This is a genomic window from Bacillus sp. BF2-3 (assembly GCF_008368795.1).
Taxonomy (GTDB): Bacteria; Bacillota; Bacilli; order Bacillales; family Bacillaceae_G; genus Bacillus_A; species Bacillus_A cereus.
The window spans coordinates 144,564-163,301 of record NZ_QOSA01000016.1 but is presented as its reverse complement, the minus strand read 5'-3'; the positions used below and the strand labels follow the sequence as shown (position 1 = coordinate 163,301).

The following is an 18,738-nucleotide window of genomic DNA, read 5'->3' as shown; positions in this document are numbered from 1 at the left end:
ATTGTTTCCGTAACTAAGGGCAATACAGTAAATAATGATTTGTAGTTTTATGTAAAATAAGACTCGATATAAAATAATAACATTGGGAAAAATATTTTTACATACAATTTATACTCTTTTCCTTATGGCAGTTTTGAAATAATATCAAAACTCTTTTTCTTTTGCAAAATAGTCGATACCTCAAAATACCATTCTCCTAATAATTAAGATTAACCATAATCTTCACAACGGAACACAAGATTTTCTCACAAACTTATTTTCTACTGAATTTTTGACAATCTCTTGAACTGTGCGAAATGTCACATCTGTATTTTACAACCTCTCTTATAGTAAGGGTATGTAAGAGAGACGTATTAAAGGAGTGAACAGTATGAAGAAAAAACCTTCAGCACTAATGAGACGTTTAAAATATTTTTCACCAATAGATCGTTATAACGATAATCATACACAAGAAACATATGAAGATCGCGAATGGGAAAATGTGTACAGAAAGCGTTGGCAGCATGATAAAGTAATTCGTTCTACACATGGCGTAAACTGTACTGGCTCATGTAGTTGGAATATATATGTGAAAGATGGAATTGTGACTTGGGAAGGACAGGAGCTTAACTATCCAACGACAGGTCCTGACATGCCTGATTTTGAACCACGAGGATGTCCACGTGGAGCGAGTTTTTCTTGGTACATTTATAGTCCGCTTCGTGTGAAATATCCGTATGTACGTGGTGTTCTTTGGAATATGTGGCAAGAAGAATTACAAAATAACGAGTCCCCATTAGGCGCTTGGAAAAGCATTGTGGAAAACCCTGAAAAAGCACGTACGTATAAGCAGGCGCGTGGTAAAGGGGGATTCATTCGTGCGAATTGGGATGAAGTGTTACAACTTGTTTCTGCTTCATTACTATACACAGTATTGAAATACGGTCCAGACCGAAATGTTGGTTTCTCGCCAATTCCAGCTATGTCGATGTTAAGTCATGCAGCTGGTAGTCGCTTTATGCAACTTATGGGTGGACCAATGCTTAGTTTCTATGATTGGTACGCAGATTTACCACCAGCTTCTCCGCAAATTTGGGGTGATCAAACAGATGTACCAGAAAGTAGTGACTGGTATAACTCTGGTTACATTATGACATGGGGTTCAAATGTACCGATGACGAGAACACCAGATGCTCACTTTTTAGCAGAGGTTCGATATAAAGGAACGAAAGTCGTTTCTGTCAGTCCTGACTTCGCTGAATCTACAAAGTTTGCGGATGATTGGATTAGTGTGAAACAAGGTACAGATGGTGCACTTGCGATGGCAATGGGGCATGTGATCTTACAAGAATTTTACGTAGATAATCAAGTGGAATATTTCACAAAGTATGCGAAGCAATATACTGATTTTCCTTTCTTTGTCACATTGAAACAAAAAGGAGATCAATTCGTTGCTGATCGTTTCTTAAACGCTGCTGATATTGGACGCGAAACGAAGTTAGGAGAATGGAAACCTGTTCTTTGGAACGAGAACACGAATGATTTTGCAACACCTCATGGCACAATGGGCTCACGTTGGGATAACGAAAAGAAATGGAACTTGCGTTTAGAAGATGAAGAAACAGGTGAAAAGATTGATCCACGTCTTTCTTTACTTGGAATGGAAGAATCGATTGGAACTGTACAAATTCCGTACTTCTCTGATGATGGAAACAAAGTATTAGAACGTACAATTCCAGTGAAAAAGGTTATGACAGAAGAAGGCGAAGTGTTCGTTACAACTGTATACGACTTAACGTTAGCAAATTACGGTGTGAACCGAGGTCTCGGCGGACAAGAACAGAAAGACTTCAATGATGATGTACCATTTACACCTGCATGGCAAGAGAAAATAACAGGAGTGAAACGAGAGCTAATCATTCAAATCGCTCGTGAGTTCGCACAAAATGCTGTTGATACGAACGGTCGCTCAATGATTATTGTCGGAGCTGGTATTAACCATTGGTTTAACTCAGATACGATTTATCGCGCAGTTTTAAATCTTGTACTTCTCGTCGGGGCACAAGGTGTAAACGGCGGTGGCTGGGCGCATTACGTTGGGCAAGAAAAATTACGACCAGCAGAAGGATGGCAAACAATCGCGATGGCAAAAGATTGGCAAGGGCCACCAAAATTACAAAATGGTACATCTTTCTTCTATTTCGTAACAGATCAATGGCGCTATGAAGATACACCAGTTGGACATTTAGCATCACCAGTGGAAGGAAACTCTCGTTATCAACATCACGGTGATTACAATGTATTAGCAGCACGACTCGGCTGGTTACCTTCTTATCCTACATTTGAGAAAAATGGAATTGAACTATATAAAGAAGCTGTTGCTGCTGGTGCAACAACACAAGAAGAAATCGGAAAATATGTTGCACAAAAACTAAAAGAAAAAGAACTGAAATTTGCAATTGAAGATCCAGATAACAAAAATAACTTCCCGCGCACCTTATTCGTATGGCGTGCGAACTTAATTTCAAGTTCCGGTAAAGGGCACGAATATTTCTTAAAACATTTACTAGGTACAACAAACGGATTAATGAATGACGATAGTGATTCATTACGACCAGAAGAAATTAAGTGGCATGAAGAAGCGCCAGAAGGGAAGCTTGATTTACTCATTAATTTAGATTTCCGTATGGCTGGAACAGCACTGTATTCTGATATTGTATTACCAGCTTCAACTTGGTACGAAAAACATGATTTAAGTAGTACAGATATGCATCCATTTGTGCATCCTTTTAATCCAGCAATCGGTTCACCGTGGGAAGCACGCTCTGACTGGGATATTTTCACTTCACTTTCTAAAGCTGTGTCAGATTTAGCGAAGAAAATTGATCTTGAACCAATGAAAGAAGTTGTTGCAACACCACTTCTTCATGATACACCGCAAGAATTAGCGCAACCACTTGGCAAAATTAAAGATTGGAGTAAAGGTGAATGTGAACCAATCCCGGGTAAAACGATGCCACAAATTCATGTTGTCGAAAGAGATTATAAAACGATTTATGACAAAATGACTGCGCTTGGACCGAATGTCGGAAAACAACCGATTGGTACGAAAGGGATCTCTTGGTCTGCGGAAAAAGAATATGAGCAATTAAAGAGCAAATTAGGAGTTGTTCGAACGGATTCTATCGCGAAAGATTGCCCAGACATAAAAGAAGCAATCAATGCTGCTGAAGCGGTATTAACACTATCTTCTACAACAAACGGTCATATGGCAGTAAAAGCATGGGAAGCACTTGAAAAACAAACAGATCTAAAATTACGTGATTTAGCAGAAGAACGTGAAGAGGAATGCTTCACATTCGAACAAATTACAGCACAGCCGAAAACAGTAATTACTTCTCCAGCATTTACAGGTTCAGAAAAAGGTGGACGCCGTTACTCACCGTTTACAACAAATGTGGAACGTCTTATCCCTTGGAGAACGATAACTGGTCGACAATCTTTCTACTTAGACCATGACATGATGAAAGAATTTGGTGAAACGATGGCAACATTTAAACCAATTCTGCAACATAAACCGTTCCGTAAATCACGGCCCGAAGTAGAAGGGAAAGAGATTACACTAAACTATTTAACACCGCATAATAAGTGGTCGATTCATAGTATGTACTTCGATTCATTACCGATGTTAACGCTATTTAGAGGTGGTCCAACTGTTTGGATGAATAAAGAGGACGCTGCTGAAGCGGGTGTTGCAGATAATGATTGGATTGAGTGCTTTAATCGTAACGGTGTTGTTGTAGCGCGTGCTGTTGTAACGCATCGTATACCGAGAGGAATGGCATTTATGCACCATGCGCAAGATCGTCACATTAACGTACCTGGTACGAAATTAACAAGTAACCGCGGGGGAACGCATAATAGTCCAACTCGAATTCACGTAAAACCGACACATATGATTGGTGGATACGGTCAATTAAGTTATGGATTTAACTATTATGGTCCGACTGGGAACCAGCGCGATTTAAACGTTGTAATTCGCAAACTGAAGGAGGTAGATTGGCTTGAAGATTAAAGCACAAGTCGGAATGGTAATGAACCTAGATAAATGCATCGGCTGCCATACTTGTAGCGTAACGTGCAAAAACACCTGGACAAATCGTCCAGGTGCTGAATATATGTATTTCAATAACGTAGAAACAAAACCTGGAATTGGTTATCCGAAACAATGGGAAGATCAGGATAAATATAAAGGCGGCTGGGAATTGAAAAATGGTGAAATTCAGCTGAAATCTGGTTCGAAAATGAAGCGTCTTATGAACATTTTCCACAATCCAGATCAACCAACAATTGATGATTACTTTGAACCTTGGAATTATGATTATGAAACATTAACAAATAGCCCACAGCGTAAGCATCAACCAGTTGCTCGTCCGAAATCAGCAATTACAGGCGAATTTATCGACAAAATTGAATGGGGTCCAAACTGGGAGGACGATTTAGCAGGCGGACATATAACAGGATTACAAGATCCGAACGTAAAGAAAATGGAAGAAGAAATTAAAACAGATTTTGAAAACGTCTTTATGATGTATTTACCACGCATATGCGAACATTGTATGAATCCATCGTGCGTATCATCTTGTCCATCTGGTGCAATGTATAAACGTGAAGAAGACGGGATTGTACTTGTGGATCAAAATGCATGTCGTGCTTGGAGATTCTGCGTATCATCTTGTCCATATAAAAAAGTGTATTTTAACTGGCAAACGAATAAAGCTGAAAAATGTACAATGTGTTTCCCACGTATTGAGGCTGGTATGCCAACAATTTGTTCAGAAACATGTGTAGGACGTATCAGATATATTGGGGTAATGCTATATGACGCTGATAAAGTAAAAGAAGCAGCGTCTGTTGAAGACGAAAAAGATTTATATGAATCTCAGCTTACTGTTTTCCTAGATCCAAATGATCCAGAAGTGGCAGCTGAAGCGAAAAAACAAGGCATTCCTGAAGAATGGATTAAAGCGGCACAACAGTCACCAATCTATAAAATGATTATCGATTGGAAAATTGCTCTACCTCTTCACCCAGAGTATCGTACAATGCCAATGGTTTGGTATATCCCGCCGCTTAGCCCAATTATGAATATGGTGGAGGGAAAAGGTAGTAACTGGCAAGCAGAAGAGATTTTCCCTGCTATTGATAATATGCGTATTCCAATTCAATATTTAGCGAATTTACTCACTGCAGGAGATGAATCACATATTCGTCTTACATTGAAAAAAATGGCTGTTATGCGAACGCATATGAGAGCAATGCAAATTAATAAAGAACCAAATGAAGCTGTATTAAAAGAACTTGGCTTAACGAAACAGGATGTAGAAGATATGTATCGTCTTCTTGCTATCGCAAAATATAAAGATCGTTTTGTTATCCCGACATCTCACAGAGAACAAGTTGCAGATTTATATAGTGAACAAGGAAGCTGTGGTTTATCATTCGCAGGTGGTCCAGGCTCTTGTATGACAATTTCTTAAATAATGGGGGCGGAAAAATATGAAACAAAGTTTACAAACTGCTTTTTCATGTTCTTCATTTCTTCTCTCCTACCCAGAAATCGGGTGGAGAGAAACTTTAACTGAATTACAAGAAGAGATGGAAGCGATTGAACAGGACGATGTTAAAGCTTCACTTACAGCATTTATAAAACAAGCGCTAAATAAAACGAACGATCAACTCATTGATGGTTACGTATATACATTTGATTTTGGTAAAAAGACGAATATGTATTTAACGTATATGAACACTGGTGAACAAAGAGAAAGAGGGATTGAATTACTAGAGTTAAAGCAGCATTATAAAAAATCAGGTTTTGAAGTAACAGATAAAGAATTACCTGATTATTTACCGCTATTGCTTGAGTTTTTTGCAAATGCAAATGAGCAAGACAGTGAACCAATTATGAGTAAATACAAGGAGAACATACAAGCATTACACGTTCAGTTAAAAGAAGCAGGTAGTATGTATGAACCAATTCTTGCGGCTGTTCTACTCGCTATCGATACATGGGGTGTACAGACAAATTAGAAAGGAGAGTTGTTAAAATGATGGATCAATTTCTATGGGTATTGTTTCCCTATATCATTTTTGCAATCTTTATCGGTGGACATATTTTTAGATACAACTATGATCAATTTGGATGGACATCAAAATCTAGTGAACTATTAGAAAAGAAAATGCTCCGAATCGGAAGTCTATTATTCCACTTTGGGATTATGTTCGTAATTGGCGGTCATGTTATGGGGATTTTAATTCCAGAAGCTGTATACCGTTCAATAGGTATTTCTGAGCATATGTATCATGTAGTAGCAATTAGTTTTGGACTTCCGGCAGGTGTTGCTTCTATCATCGGTTTAATTATATTAACGTACCGCCGCGTAACTGTAAAACGTATCATTGCAACGAGTACAAAGGGAGATTATATTGCGCTTATTTTATTACTTATCGTAATGCTAGCAGGACTTTCTTCAACATTTTTAAATATCGATTCAAAAGGATTTGATTATCGTACAACAATTGGCCCTTGGTTCCGAAGCCTCTTTATTTTCCAACCGAAAGTTGAATATATGATGGAAGTACCAGTATGGTTTAAAATTCATATTCTTGCAGGGATGGGTTTATTCGCAGTATGGCCATTTACAAGACTAGTACATGTATTTAGTGCCCCAATTAAATATATAAGCCGTAGCTATGTAATTTACAGAAGACGTATTCCTAATGAATTGAAAAAATAATACTGCTGTAAACGGATAGGAGCTAATGGTTAAAACGAAACGAGGTCTAATATGGAAGGCCTCGTTTTTGTTTACAGAGGGAATAACCGTTAATAAATGGCTTAAATTGAAAAAAGATTAGCATCTAAATAAGATGCTAATCAATGCTACAAACAGAAGCAGAGCAATCTTCACAAGCAATTTCACATTTTAAAAATTGTAAATCGTGGATTGTAATCTTTCCTTTATGAATTGAAATTGTACCTTGCTTTTTTAATTCATTTAACATTCGATTTACACTTTCACGTGAAGTTGCACAGAAATTAGCAAGTTCTTGATTTGTTAATGGTAAATCGATGAGAATCCCATTTTCTTTTAATATACCGTAACTATTTGTCATTCGTATAAGGGTAGAATACAGGGCACCTTTTTTGCCGTGTAATACTAAATCTCGGAACTTCGTTTGCATTCTTCTTAAATGTTCACTAATCCATTTCATAAATTCAAATACGAGTGCAGGTTTTTGGAGTAATGCTTTTTCTAATGCTTCACGCTTTATAACGCCTACTTCCACATCCTCAAGACATTTTGAATTTAATAAGTATTTCGCATTGTCCGTGAACAATGTTAATTCTCCAATAATGTCATATTCTGAACAAATTCGAAGTGTTAATTCTTGTCCGTCAGCACTTAGTTTGCTAATTTGTACTTTTCCTGAGTGGATGATATAGAGCTCTGTTGCCTCCATACCTTCTTGAAAAATAAAACTACCTTTTTTAATTTGCATTTTATATTCAACAGATGCAAGTAATTCTTTTAAATCTTGAGATAATGTCATACTGTTTGCCACAGTGATCACCTTTCTTCTTATAAGCAATACATTTCCTATTTTGAGTGTAAATATGATGAAAATGCAAGAGCTATTTTAAAAATAAATTGAAATTTCAATGACCGTAAGGGGAAGAGATTTTCAGTTTTTAGTTTGAAAAATTCAATAGACAAAGTAGATGAGATTAAAGATGTGAACAAAATACGAACGGATTTGTGAAAAGTTTTTGAATGGGGAAAGTGATGTGAGAAAAGTCACATTGAATATGTAGCTTCTTTTTTATAATAAAGGCAAATAAAAAAATGAAAGCTTACTAAGGATTGCAGCAGAAAAGAAGGGATAGAGATGCACAAGAACATAAAAGATTCTTTAAAGCGGCCACTTCAAGATTTACGTATTTCAGTTATTGATCGTTGTAATTTTAGGTGTACATACTGTATGCCTGCTGAAGTGTTCGGACCTGATTACGCTTTTTTAAAGGAAGAGCTTTTATTAACGTTCGATGAAATAGAAAGGTTAGCGAGATTATTTATAAGTATGGGAGTTAATAAAATTAGGCTTACTGGCGGTGAACCTTTATTGCGTAAAGACTTATCGACGTTAATTGCAAGACTTACAAATCTAGAAGGCTTACAAGATATTGGACTCACAACAAACGGAATTCATTTAGCAAAACAAGCTAAGGCGCTAAAAGAAGCAGGATTAAAGCGTGTGAATATTAGTTTAGATGCAATAGAGGATCATGTCTTCCAAAAAATTAATGGAAGAAATGTAAGTACGAAACCTGTACTGAAAGGAATTGAAGCAGCGAAGGAAGCTGGATTAGAAGTAAAGGTAAATATGGTCGTAAAAAAAGGGATGAATGATAGTCAAATTCTTCCTATGGTTCGTTATTTTAAAGAACAAGAAATACAGTTACGTTTCATTGAGTTTATGGATGTAGGCAGTACGAACGGATGGAACTTTGAGCAAGTCGTTACGAAGGAACAATTAATAGAGAAAATTAATCGTGTATATCCAATTGAGCCCGCTCAGCCTCGTTACTTTGGAGAGGTTGCGAAATTGTATCGATATGTAGGGAGTAATGCAGAAGTGGGATTTATTACTTCTGTTTCTGAGTCATTTTGTTCTTCTTGTACGAGAGTACGTATTTCGGCAGATGGTAAGTTTTTTACGTGCCTATTTGGAGAAAAAGGAACGGATTTGCGAACGCTTCTTCGAGAAAATATTTCTGATGCCTCACTATTAAAAATTTTACAACATACATGGCGATATAGAACAGATCGATATTCAGATGAAAGAACGGTTGAGAGTGCAAGTAAACGTCCAAAAGTTGAAATGTCTTACATTGGTGGATAGTGAAAGGAGGATTTCTTATGCAAGAGCGTTATTCAAGACAAGTGTTGTTTTCTGGAATTGGTGAAATGGGACAAAGAAAAATAAGAGAAAAGCATGTGCTCCTAATCGGTGCGGGTGCACTAGGGGCTGCGAATGCAGAAGCACTCGCTAGGATGGGAATTGGGAAATTGACAATTGCCGATCGTGACTATGTCGAATGGAGTAATTTACAACGGCAACAGTTATATACAGAAGAAGATGCAAAACAATGCAAACCAAAAGCAATTGCAGCGGCAGAACATGTAAGAAAGATTAATTCTGAAGTGGAAATTGTACCAGTTGTAATGGATGTCACAATGCAAGAAATAGAAGAGTTAACAAAAGAAGTGGATCTCATTATAGATGCCACTGACAACTTCGATACGCGCCTACTTATAAATGATATTTCACAAAAAGAAAATATACCTTGGATATACGGTGGATGCGTTGGAGGTTACGGTGTAACGTATACAAGTCTTCCAGGAAAAACACCATGTTTTCGCTGCTTAATGGATCATCCGATGGGCGGTGCAACATGTGATACAGCGGGAATTATTCAGCCAGCTGTACAGATGGTTGTTGCTCACCAAGTGACAGAAGCAATGAAAATATTGGTGGATGATTTCGAGACGCTACGAGGAACAATGTTATCATTTGATATTTGGAACAATCAATTTCTCTCATTAAAAGTAAATAAACAGAAAAAAAGTACATGTCCATCTTGCGGAAATACACGTACGTACCCAAGTTTAACATTTGAATCACAGGTGAAAACGGAGGTGCTATGCGGACGGAATACAGTTCAAATCCGTTCAGGAATAAAGAGAGTTCTAAATTTAAACGAAATCCAAAAAAGATTACAAAAAATTGTACATGTCCAAAAAACGCCGTACTTACTATCATTTCTAATTGATGAATATCGTTTCGTTTTATTTACAGACGGTAGGGCATTTATTCATGGGACAAGTGATGTGAAAATAGCAAAACGATTGTACGCAAAATATATAGGATGAACAGAGAGAGTTTCCCCCTTATTAAAACGAGGTGAAAAAGAATGTTAGCAAAACGTATACCGATTCCAGTGGCAGAAGCAGTTGCACGAGTAATGAAATATGCTCATCAAGGTGAAACAGAAGAGGTTTCTCTTATAGAAAGTTACGGAAGAACGCTTGGAGAAGATGTTATTGCAGATCATGATGTCCCGCATTTTGATCGCTCTCCGTACGACGGGTTTGCGATTCGATCAGAAGATACGAAAGAAGCAAGTAGTAGTAACCCTATTCAGTTTGAAGTAATTGGTGAAATTGGAGCAGGGGTTGTTTTTACAGAAGAAGTGAAAGCATTTCAAGCTGTCCGTATTATGACAGGAGCCGCAATTCCGAGAGGGTGTAATGCGGTTGTTATGTTAGAACTAACGGAAGGATTTGAAAAAAACGAAAAGACTTATATGACATTAAAACGCTGTTTCACAGCCGGTGATAACATTTCTTTTAAAGGTGAAGATGTAAAACAAAATACTATCCTTGTGAAAGAAGGGACTGTTATTAATCCTGGAGTAGCAGCACTTCTTGCTACGTTTGGTTATAGTACGGTATATGTTATAAAACAACCAGTGATTGGAATTGTAACGACGGGTAGCGAACTGCTTGAAGTACATGAAAAATTAAAGCCAGGGAAGATTCGAAATAGTAACTCCTATATGATAGCTGCTCAAATTGAACGAGCAGGGGGGATTGTACAGTATTATGGGCAATTCGCTGACGATTTTGAGACGTGTTATAACACTGTAAAAAAGGCGATAAAAGAAGTTGATATATTAATTACAACTGGTGGTGTTTCAGTAGGAGACTATGACTATTTACCTGCCATCTATGAGAGATTACGAGCTAATGTACTTTTTGACAAAATAGCGATGCGACCAGGAAGTGTGACAACTGTAGCTGAGGTAGAAGGAAAATTACTATTTGGTCTATCTGGTAATCCTTCTGCTTGTTATGTCGGTTGTGAATTATATGTTAGACCAGTGATTGGAAAATACTTGCATAGGGAAGATTCGCACATATATCGTGCAGAGGCAATTTTACAAAAAGACTTTCCGAAAGCAAACCCATTTACTCGTTTTGTAAGAGGGAGAGTGGAAATTGTAGATGGGCAATTACAAGTTACACCAGTTGGTTTAGATAAATCTAGCGCAATTTCTTCACTTGCAGAAGCGAATGCATTTATCGTTTTGCCAGGGGGAACGAGAGGATTTAAAGCTGGAATTACTGTTTCGGTACTGTTATTAGAATCAAACAACGGAAGTGAGTGGCCGTGGGAAGAGCCGCTTCGATCATACAAGTAATAGAAAAATAGGTTGCTAACTTATATAAAGATAAGAGGTGCAAAATGACACATACGTATTATGAAGTAATTGATACACCTATTTCAATTGAAGAAGTTACAAACAAAGTAATTCGTCGTGAGTGTGGTGCGGTTACTACTTTTATTGGTACTGTTAGAGAATTTACGAAAGGTCGACGTACACTTTGTTTAGAGTATGTAGCTTATAAGACAATGGCGGAGAAACAGCTTGAGAGAATTGGCACTGAAGTAGGAGAGAATTGGCCGGGGATATATGTCGCTATTACACATCGCATTGGTACATTACAAATTTCTGATCTTGCTGTTGTCGTTGCTGTTTCTACACCACACCGGAAAGCTGCCTATGAGGCGAACGAATATATTATGGAGCGTATTAAACAAATTGTTCCAATTTGGAAGAAAGAGTTTTGGGAAGATGGTGAGTCATGGATAGGTGATCAGTTAGAGAGGGTAACATATGCAAATGGTGAGCCTAGAAAGGAGATGAGAATATGATTGAAGTGCTATTATTTGCACATTTACAGGAAGAAGTAAGTAAGTCGTCATTGCACATAGATTGTGAAAATATTACAGTTGCGAAGCTGAAGGAAGTACTCATTAAGAAATACAACATAGCAATTTCAAACGAGATTATGGTCGCGATAAATGAAGAGTATGCAAATGAGAATGACATCATTCAAACTGGCGATATCGTAGCAATGATTCCGCCAGTAAGTGGTGGTTGATTCTTTTCAGCCTAATCATGTTAGGACGTGATTAGGCTGGAGAGAATGAATATAACTATGCATACATAGGAGGGAACAGAATGAAAAGTCCTAATTTTCAATTAAGTTTACAAACTTTTAATCTAATTATCGGTTTTATGGTATGGGTCATTTTATCATCATTAATGCCTTATATTAAAGCGGATATTCCATTAACTGCGGGACAAATTTCTATGGTCACAGCAGTACCTGTTATTTTAGGCTCTATTCTTCGTATTCCAATTGGTTATTGGACGAATCGTTTCGGAGCAAGAAAATTATTCTTTATTAGTTTTATTCTATTATTATTTCCTGTTTTTTATATTAGTGTTGCCAATTCTATGATGGATTTAATTATTGGTGGATTATTTGTAGGAATCGGTGGTGCTGTATTCTCTGTAGGAGTAACTTCTTTACCAAAATACTTTCCGAAAGAGAGTCACGGTTTTGTAAATGGTATTTACGGTGTCGGTAACGCCGGAACAGCAATTACTTCGTTTTTAGCACCTGTCATTGCAACTTCAGTTGGCTGGAGAACGACAGTACAATGTTATTTAGTTTTACTTGCAGCGTTTGCACTTATGAACTTTTTATTAGGTGATCGTAAGGAGAAAAAAGTGAATACACCACTAATGGAACAAATAAAAGGTGTATATAAAAATGAGAAACTTTGGTTTTTATGTATCTTTTACTTTTTAACATTCGGATCATTTGTCGCATTTACAGTATACTTACCAAACTTTCTAGTATCTCACTTCGGATTAGAGAAAGTAGATGCAGGTATGCGGACAGCCGGATTCATCGTACTCGCAACAATTATGCGCCCGATTGGTGGTTGGTTCGGTGATAAGTTTAATCCATTTAAAATATTAATCTTCGTATTTATCGGTTTAACACTTTCAGGTATTATTTTATCGTTTATGCCAAGTATGAACGTGTATACATTTGGTTGCTTACTAGTAGCATTTTGTGCAGGGATTGGTAATGGTACAATCTTCAAACTCGTTCCAATGTATTTCTCAGAACAAGCTGGTATTGTAAATGGTCTCGTATCAGCTTTAGGTGGACTAGGAGGATTCTTCCCACCGCTAATTTTAACATTACTATTCCAATTAACAGGTCATTATGCAATTGGATTTATGGCGCTATCAGAAGTCGCACTTGCTTGTTTAATCATTACAGTATGGATGTATAGCCAAGAGAAATTGTTAGTGATGTTAAAGAATCATTAATAAGGAAAAAGAACCATCCCAAAGTATATTGGGATGGTTCTTTTAGTAATAGGCTTCAACATGTTTTTATTGATATCTCAATAAACGCTTGTTTTCTATAAGAATGTGTTTTTAAAATGAAAAACAGAAGGCTTATGGAATTTTATTTTAAAATATAGAAGTCAAAAGTTATTCATTTAAAGGGTAGATTAGTGAAGGAAATCTTAAATCTATTCTAAAGATCGAACTCATTTTTAGAATGCAAATATTTAATTGAATCGGGATGTTTAGATGAAAAAAATATAAGTCCACTCAAGATAAACAAGTATCAGGTGTGTTAGGTGGTTTAAGCGACAAGTATGGGATTGATGTAAGTATTCTTCGCATAGTAACTGCAGTATCAGATTTTTTTAGGGCCAAATTTTTTGGTAAGGCTAACGGATATTGTGAAAAAAGTACTACACTAAAGAATACAGTTTAGTTCAATAAGATAAAATTATGAATTTGTATAAATAATCCATAATTTTCTTTATGAGTTATATTTGATATGTTAAAGAAAAGAGAGGGGAGGGAAATGAAATAAGAATTTTTGATGAGCATTTTCATATTATCGATTTCAGTTTTCTGATTATTGAGAACTAAGGGTGTTTTCCGATGAATGAAATGTGTCCACATTTAGTAAAGCGTTTAATCCAACTAAAATATATTTAGAATGAGGTTTTAAATGTTTGTATTTATTATATTAGACGTAATATTACCGATATTAATATTGATGCTAATTGGTGCAATCTTACAAAGAAAGTTCCAATTTAACTTAAAGCAGCTATCTACACTTATTACTTATTGCTTAATGCCAGCGGCTGTATTTGTGAATATATATGATATTCGTATAGAAACAGGTTTGTTGCTCCAGATAATATACTATTTAATGCTTTATAGTCTGAGTCTGATTATAGTAAGTCATTTCATTTCAAAAATATTAAAGTTAGAAAAAGGAGAAAGTGCAGCTCTAAAAAATAGCATTTCGTTAATGAATTCCGGTAATTATGGGTTACCAGTAAGTCAATTGATTTTCAGTCACAATCCAGTGGGGGTTTCCATTCAAATTTTTATTGTTATTTTCCAGAATCTTTTAACTTATTCATATGGGATATATAACTTACTATCAGCAACAAAAACAATCGGAGGTATTATTCAATCATTTCTAAGACTGCCTGTATTTCATGCACTCGTATTAGGGGTTTTCTTTCAATCTTTTACAATTCAAATACCTAATTCTATCTTTATTCCTCTTAATCAGCTTGCGAATGGTTTTGTTGCAATAGCACTCATATTGCTAGGGGCACAATTATCCAACATTAAGCTTAATTTTTTCCATCGAGTCATAACATGGGCTTTAATTGGAAGGTTACTGATGGGACCATTATTAGCACTTGCCGTAATATACATACTAAACATCGATGGTATTGTTGCACAATCATTATTTATTGCAAGTTCTTTTCCTACTTCAAGAAATACATCAACCATTGCTATGGAATATCAAATAGAGCCTGAATTACATGCACAAATCGTTTTATTTTCAACACTTTTCAGCATTATTACAGTAACTGTCGTTATTTATTTGTCATATATTTTGTTTTGAATATACGTGTTAAAACGAATAGATTTGAGGCGGTAAATGATGGCGGAAATCCCATAGATATGAGAAGAAAACAGTCTATGATATATTGGGTATCGTTTACAATTGTACCATGTCTGATAATCAAGTAGCTTAGACACAATTTCGCTTATAATTGACGTTACATGAGCTTAGTTTGATAGCGGTGGGGTGGGAGTGTCAAGTAAGAAATTTTTCTTTATTGATTTTATGCGGTTTTTCCGCAAAATTGTAACTAAGGGGGATTCCAAGTTGAGTAAACAGAATATCAGCACAACAGTTTCAGGAGATATAATTGTTACCCATCTAGTTGGCAATATAAAAACAGATGATGTGTATGAATGGTTTAATGGTTTTGAGCAGGTTTGTCAGCAATTCATTTCTGAAGGGCGGAAATACAAATTGTTGGTGGATAGAAAAGGATACACGCCAAATCATTTTTCTGTTCAAAAAGTATGGAAAGAGAAGTTCTTCAATGAAATCATTTTGAATAACAGTAAGGCAATTGCATTTCTCCTTGAAGAGGGGGAGATAATGGATTATTTACAACAATCTAATACGAAAGAATCTGTGAGATTTTTTGATGATTATGAACAAGCGCTAATTTGGTTGAATGAATATCCAATATAAAACCTGTATTGAAGCAGTTGCTCTCAAGCAACTGCTTTTTTGTCCGTAATTGTTGCCGTTATTTTTCTTCACAGATTCTTGTCCAATTGTTTGTCTGATCCTAAAAAACGAAACTAAAGCAAAAAGAACAAACGCCTCTAAAAAACGTTTGTTCACAGTTAATTCCTATTTTAGCTAAGTGATAGATTACATTTTATGAGTACGAGAAAGTCTTTTTATAAGTTTAGGAAGGACAGAAGTTAATTCCTGTTTCATACGCTTCGTAAACGATGGGTCCTTACCTGAAGTCGAAATAGTGACAACATATTCATCATTTCGTATAACGCCAGGTGTGTGAAACGATGATGCTGTACCATCACTTACAACGTTAACCCACTGGAAATCATGAGCGGCCTGTTTGACCATCATATTTACAGCATGTTGATTTGTAGCTGCATAAATTAGATGAGCATCTTTAATATCATCATTACTAAAAGTTTTTTGCTTCCAAGTAATATAAGGAAGTTCTTTCATTTCCTCGCAAATCTCGGGGCTAATAACGGTGACGAAAGCGCCTGTATCTTTTAATCCAGACGCTTTTCGATATGCAATTTTACCTCCACCAATGATAACGACCACTTTATTTTGCAGATTAAACATAAGGGGGTACATGTTATACATATATGCATTCCTCCATTCGTTCTAACAATGTTAATTTCATATATGTATCAAACTGTAGGCAATTACAAGTCGTCACGTGATCGTATTTTTTTGTATACAACTTAATTTTTTGAAGCAATAATCCGGTAAAGAGAAGGTAGGGCATGACATATACATGGGATGCAGTTGATGTTATAGTCTTTAGCTCAGCAGTAAAAGAGGGCGTTCCTTTCGTTAAAAAGGAGCATGATACTGGTAGACTGAGTTTTTGTTCGACAGCTGCTCCGATTTGTTGTAACTCATGTATCGGCTGAAAATCACTACTACCTCTCCCTACGAGTAAAACACTACTACCTTGCATTGGCATAGTTTCACGTATTCTTTTCACTACAAGTTCAACCATATGCGGATGCGTACTAAAAGGTTGTACAACTGAAAATGAGATATGTGGATATTGATTTTTCATTTTCGCTATCTCCAAAGGAATATCACGTTTATAGTGAGCTGCTGCAAATAATAAAACAGGTACAATCATTATTTCAGTTACTCCCTCTATTATCGTTTCTGTAACTGCATCCGAAATAGTAGGTGTCGTTAGTTCTAGAAAAGCTATTTTTTGAATTCTTTCGTTTCGCTCTTTCATAACAGATTGAATAAATTGAATGAATTGTTCATTACCTTCTTGTAGCCGGCTTCCATGTCCAACATATACAATTCCTTTCATTGTCTCACCATGTCTTTCTTCATAAGAGTTTCTTGTAATTGATGATCTACGTTATGAAACCCAACTTTATTTGCATAGTGTAAAGTTGGAACGTCGGTATACGAGAATGGGAGAGTAAGAATATTGATAAAGCCAAGGCGTTTTATTTCTGCTAGAAACGTATCAATAGAAGCACGACCTTCAAATACAATGCTATCCCATGAGAATTCAGAAAGAATACGTGAATGAATTTCATCGAAGCGATGATCAATTGTGTACTCATGAGTCATCATATAGGAACCAGCACCAATTTTTTCTTGAATAACAGCAATTCGGTTAATGTTTCGTCCTAAATAAATCGTTGAATTCGAAGAAAATTGCGCAGGTTTACTGAACAATCCATATTGCATGAGCTTTTCTTGAATAGAAAGGTTCATATACTGAAGTTCTGCCTGTAAGGAACGAATATCTTTATGATATTTACTGCATGATTGCATTAAGATGTCTACACTGTCAGCGGAACAAAATACAAGACGATCAACGTTAAAAATCTTATTGATTTGTTCAGAGGTTACTGTGTATTCTTTCTTTTTGAAAGTTGGAATTTGATATATTTCTGCACCGGACTCTTGTAACTTTTGCTTTATTGCGCTTTTTTTATTTGTTGCAGCTGCAAATAAAACTTTCTTGCCGTGCAATGGTTTACGTTCTTTCCAAGAGATTTGATTCCGCAAAGTAACAACATCACCAACAATTGTCATAGAAGGATTAGAAATATTTTCGTTTTTGACAATAGAAACAATGGTAGACAGTGTCCCTGTGACAACGCGCTGTTTACCAGTTGTACCCCATTCAATGACTGCTACTGGCGTATCTTCTTTTTTTCCTGCTTGTAGTAAGTTTTCACAAATTGTAGGTAAGTTTTTTATACCCATGTAGTAGGCAATCGTGTCGCTATTGTGAGATGAATTATATTTTCCATGATCGGTTAAGGGACCTTTTGCATGTCCGGTTAATAAAGTGACACTATTACTGTAGTCACGGTGGGTGAGGGGAATACCTGCATAGCTACTAGCGGCGATGCTAGATGTAATGCCTGGTACAATTTCATATGGAATATTTGCTGCTGCTAAAGTTTCTGCTTCTTCACCAACACGGCCAAAAATAGATGGATCTCCGCCTTTTAATCGGACAACAATTTTGCCCTCTTTCGCAAATTGAAGAAGGTGTGCGTTAATTATTTCTTGCCGCATAATATGATTCTTTGGCATTTTTCCGCAATACATAAGTTCACATGTTTGTTTTGTATAGCTAAGAAAGAAAGGGTTTAGTAAACGGTCATATAAAACAATATCTGCACGTTTTAAACACTCTATCGCTTTTTTTGTAATAAGCCCTTCATCACCTGGTCCTGCACCAACTAAATATACATATCCGTTCATAATTGCACCTCATCAATTTTTATTTAAAAGGAAGCCAGAGGAGGCTTCCTTTCGAAAATTACATGTATAAATAAATGTCACCGTCAATAACTTCTACTTCGTATGTTTGAATACAGCCGTCATCAGGTTTTTGAACTTCACCTGTTAGTAGTGAGATTTTCCAATCATGCAGTGGACAAAAGACGAATTCTCCAGACACAATCCCTTCTGCTAACGGTCCGTTTTTATGAGGACAACGATTTTCTACAGCTCGAATATCGCCATTTGAAAGGCGGAATAGGGCGATAGACATACCTTTCATTTGCACTTCTTTACCGATTTGAATAGCAAGATCTTCCGCACGCATAACTTTTATTTTTTCTTTCGTGTGTATCATTTAGATCACAGC

The 18,738-nt window shown here is 36.3% G+C and carries 17 protein-coding genes and 1 pseudogene; 13 read left to right on the top strand and 5 right to left on the bottom strand.

The window, feature by feature from the left end; all coding sequences use genetic code 11:
• Positions 1 to 370: 370 nt before the first annotated feature.
• From DN401_RS13470 to narI, 4 genes are read left to right on the top strand one after another with little or no spacing between them, the layout of a single operon-like run.
• Entirely contained in the window at positions 371 to 4,054 is a 3,684-nt protein-coding gene (locus tag DN401_RS13470) for a nitrate reductase subunit alpha (protein ID WP_098212423.1), read from the top strand.
• Positions 4,044 to 5,519 (top strand): nitrate reductase subunit beta, encoded by a 1,476-nt coding sequence (narH, locus tag DN401_RS13465; RefSeq protein ID WP_025688298.1) that lies wholly within the window; start codon positions 4,044 to 4,046, stop codon positions 5,517 to 5,519. The genes DN401_RS13470 and narH overlap by 11 nt, the downstream gene beginning before the upstream one ends.
• Positions 5,520 to 5,538: 19 nt before the next feature.
• Positions 5,539 to 6,069: a nitrate reductase molybdenum cofactor assembly chaperone gene (gene narJ, locus DN401_RS13460; protein WP_025688299.1), complete on the top strand. Its 531-nt coding sequence runs from the start codon at positions 5,539 to 5,541 to the stop codon at positions 6,067 to 6,069.
• A 17-nt stretch (positions 6,070 to 6,086) separates the two neighbouring features.
• Positions 6,087 to 6,776: a respiratory nitrate reductase subunit gamma gene (gene narI, locus DN401_RS13455; protein WP_000969212.1), complete on the top strand. Its 690-nt coding sequence runs from the start codon at positions 6,087 to 6,089 to the stop codon at positions 6,774 to 6,776.
• Positions 6,777 to 6,912: 136 nt separating this feature from the next.
• Here narI and DN401_RS13450 read toward each other — a convergent pair whose 3' ends face one another.
• Positions 6,913 to 7,605, bottom strand: coding sequence for a Crp/Fnr family transcriptional regulator (locus tag DN401_RS13450; RefSeq protein ID WP_000013865.1), 693 nt, complete (start codon positions 7,603 to 7,605; stop codon positions 6,913 to 6,915).
• 324 nt (positions 7,606 to 7,929) lie between these two features.
• Between DN401_RS13450 and moaA the strand changes: the two genes are divergently transcribed.
• The 9 genes and pseudogenes from moaA (at position 7,930) to DN401_RS13405 (ending at position 15,566) form a co-directional block, all read left to right on the top strand.
• Complete coding sequence (gene moaA / locus DN401_RS13445; protein ID WP_149287734.1) at positions 7,930 to 8,943, top strand: GTP 3',8-cyclase MoaA; 1,014 nt, start codon at positions 7,930 to 7,932, stop codon at positions 8,941 to 8,943.
• A gap of 17 nt (positions 8,944 to 8,960) precedes the next feature.
• The gene (locus tag DN401_RS13440) at positions 8,961 to 9,974 is read left to right on the top strand and encodes a molybdopterin-synthase adenylyltransferase MoeB (protein WP_001158124.1); all 1,014 of its coding nucleotides are present in this window, start codon (positions 8,961 to 8,963) and stop codon (positions 9,972 to 9,974) included.
• Positions 9,975 to 10,015: 41 nt separating this feature from the next.
• Positions 10,016 to 11,305 carry a molybdopterin molybdotransferase MoeA gene (locus DN401_RS13435; protein WP_000880215.1) on the top strand — a complete coding sequence of 430 codons (1,290 nt, stop codon included), beginning with the start codon at positions 10,016 to 10,018 and terminating at the stop codon, positions 11,303 to 11,305.
• 44 nt (positions 11,306 to 11,349) lie between these two features.
• Entirely contained in the window at positions 11,350 to 11,820 is a 471-nt protein-coding gene (gene moaE / locus DN401_RS13430; RefSeq protein WP_000149962.1) for a molybdopterin synthase catalytic subunit MoaE, read from the top strand.
• The gene (moaD, locus tag DN401_RS13425) at positions 11,817 to 12,050 is read left to right on the top strand and encodes a molybdopterin converting factor subunit 1 (protein ID WP_000573688.1); all 234 of its coding nucleotides are present in this window, start codon (positions 11,817 to 11,819) and stop codon (positions 12,048 to 12,050) included. The genes moaE and moaD overlap by 4 nt, the downstream gene beginning before the upstream one ends.
• Positions 12,051 to 12,130: 80 nt before the next feature.
• On the top strand, positions 12,131 to 13,300 hold the full coding sequence (narK, locus tag DN401_RS13420; protein ID WP_149287733.1) for a nitrate transporter NarK: 1,170 nt from the start codon (positions 12,131 to 12,133) through the stop codon (positions 13,298 to 13,300).
• A gap of 274 nt (positions 13,301 to 13,574) precedes the next feature.
• Positions 13,575 to 13,703, top strand: a pseudogene (locus DN401_RS30170) (PspC domain-containing protein); the annotation flags it as partial.
• A 300-nt stretch (positions 13,704 to 14,003) separates the two neighbouring features.
• Entirely contained in the window at positions 14,004 to 14,921 is a 918-nt protein-coding gene (locus DN401_RS13410) for an AEC family transporter (RefSeq protein WP_000497498.1), read from the top strand.
• A gap of 225 nt (positions 14,922 to 15,146) precedes the next feature.
• Positions 15,147 to 15,566 carry an STAS/SEC14 domain-containing protein gene (locus DN401_RS13405; protein WP_073339619.1) on the top strand — a complete coding sequence of 140 codons (420 nt, stop codon included), beginning with the start codon at positions 15,147 to 15,149 and terminating at the stop codon, positions 15,564 to 15,566.
• A 186-nt stretch (positions 15,567 to 15,752) separates the two neighbouring features.
• Here the strand turns inward: DN401_RS13405 and DN401_RS13395 are convergent, their stop codons facing one another.
• The 4 genes from DN401_RS13395 to nirD are packed head-to-tail and all read right to left on the bottom strand — an operon-like array spanning position 15,753 to position 18,726.
• Positions 15,753 to 16,226 carry a precorrin-2 dehydrogenase gene (locus tag DN401_RS13395; protein WP_000282590.1) on the bottom strand — a complete coding sequence of 158 codons (474 nt, stop codon included), beginning with the start codon at positions 16,224 to 16,226 and terminating at the stop codon, positions 15,753 to 15,755.
• Positions 16,219 to 16,929, bottom strand: a complete 711-nt coding sequence (locus DN401_RS13390) for a sirohydrochlorin chelatase (RefSeq protein WP_000676478.1) — start codon at positions 16,927 to 16,929, stop codon at positions 16,219 to 16,221. Before DN401_RS13390 ends, DN401_RS13395 begins: the two co-directional genes overlap by 8 nt.
• Complete coding sequence (locus DN401_RS13385; RefSeq protein WP_001014945.1) at positions 16,926 to 18,350, bottom strand: uroporphyrin-III C-methyltransferase; 1,425 nt, start codon at positions 18,348 to 18,350, stop codon at positions 16,926 to 16,928. Before DN401_RS13385 ends, DN401_RS13390 begins: the two co-directional genes overlap by 4 nt.
• 58 nt (positions 18,351 to 18,408) lie before the next feature.
• Complete coding sequence (nirD, locus tag DN401_RS13380) at positions 18,409 to 18,726, bottom strand: nitrite reductase small subunit NirD (RefSeq protein WP_000581982.1); 318 nt, start codon at positions 18,724 to 18,726, stop codon at positions 18,409 to 18,411.
• Positions 18,727 to 18,738 lie beyond the last annotated feature (12 nt).

Coding starts and splice junctions, on each gene's coding strand:
- DN401_RS13470 (WP_098212423.1), top strand. CDS start 371: ATGAAGAAAAAACCTTCAGCACTAATGAGACGTTTAAAATATTTTTCA.
- narJ (WP_025688299.1), top strand. CDS start 5,539: ATGAAACAAAGTTTACAAACTGCTTTTTCATGTTCTTCATTTCTTCTC.
- narI (WP_000969212.1), top strand. CDS start 6,087: ATGATGGATCAATTTCTATGGGTATTGTTTCCCTATATCATTTTTGCA.
- moaA (WP_149287734.1), top strand. CDS start 7,930: ATGCACAAGAACATAAAAGATTCTTTAAAGCGGCCACTTCAAGATTTA.
- DN401_RS13440 (WP_001158124.1), top strand. CDS start 8,961: ATGCAAGAGCGTTATTCAAGACAAGTGTTGTTTTCTGGAATTGGTGAA.
- DN401_RS13435 (WP_000880215.1), top strand. CDS start 10,016: ATGTTAGCAAAACGTATACCGATTCCAGTGGCAGAAGCAGTTGCACGA.
- moaE (WP_000149962.1), top strand. CDS start 11,350: ATGACACATACGTATTATGAAGTAATTGATACACCTATTTCAATTGAA.
- moaD (WP_000573688.1), top strand. CDS start 11,817: ATGATTGAAGTGCTATTATTTGCACATTTACAGGAAGAAGTAAGTAAG.
- narK (WP_149287733.1), top strand. CDS start 12,131: ATGAAAAGTCCTAATTTTCAATTAAGTTTACAAACTTTTAATCTAATT.
- DN401_RS13410 (WP_000497498.1), top strand. CDS start 14,004: ATGTTTGTATTTATTATATTAGACGTAATATTACCGATATTAATATTG.
- DN401_RS13405 (WP_073339619.1), top strand. CDS start 15,147: ATGCGGTTTTTCCGCAAAATTGTAACTAAGGGGGATTCCAAGTTGAGT.
- DN401_RS13395 (WP_000282590.1), bottom strand. CDS start 16,226: ATGTATAACATGTACCCCCTTATGTTTAATCTGCAAAATAAAGTGGTC.
- DN401_RS13390 (WP_000676478.1), bottom strand. CDS start 16,929: ATGAAAGGAATTGTATATGTTGGACATGGAAGCCGGCTACAAGAAGGT.
- DN401_RS13385 (WP_001014945.1), bottom strand. CDS start 18,350: ATGAACGGATATGTATATTTAGTTGGTGCAGGACCAGGTGATGAAGGG.
- nirD (WP_000581982.1), bottom strand. CDS start 18,726: ATGATACACACGAAAGAAAAAATAAAAGTTATGCGTGCGGAAGATCTT.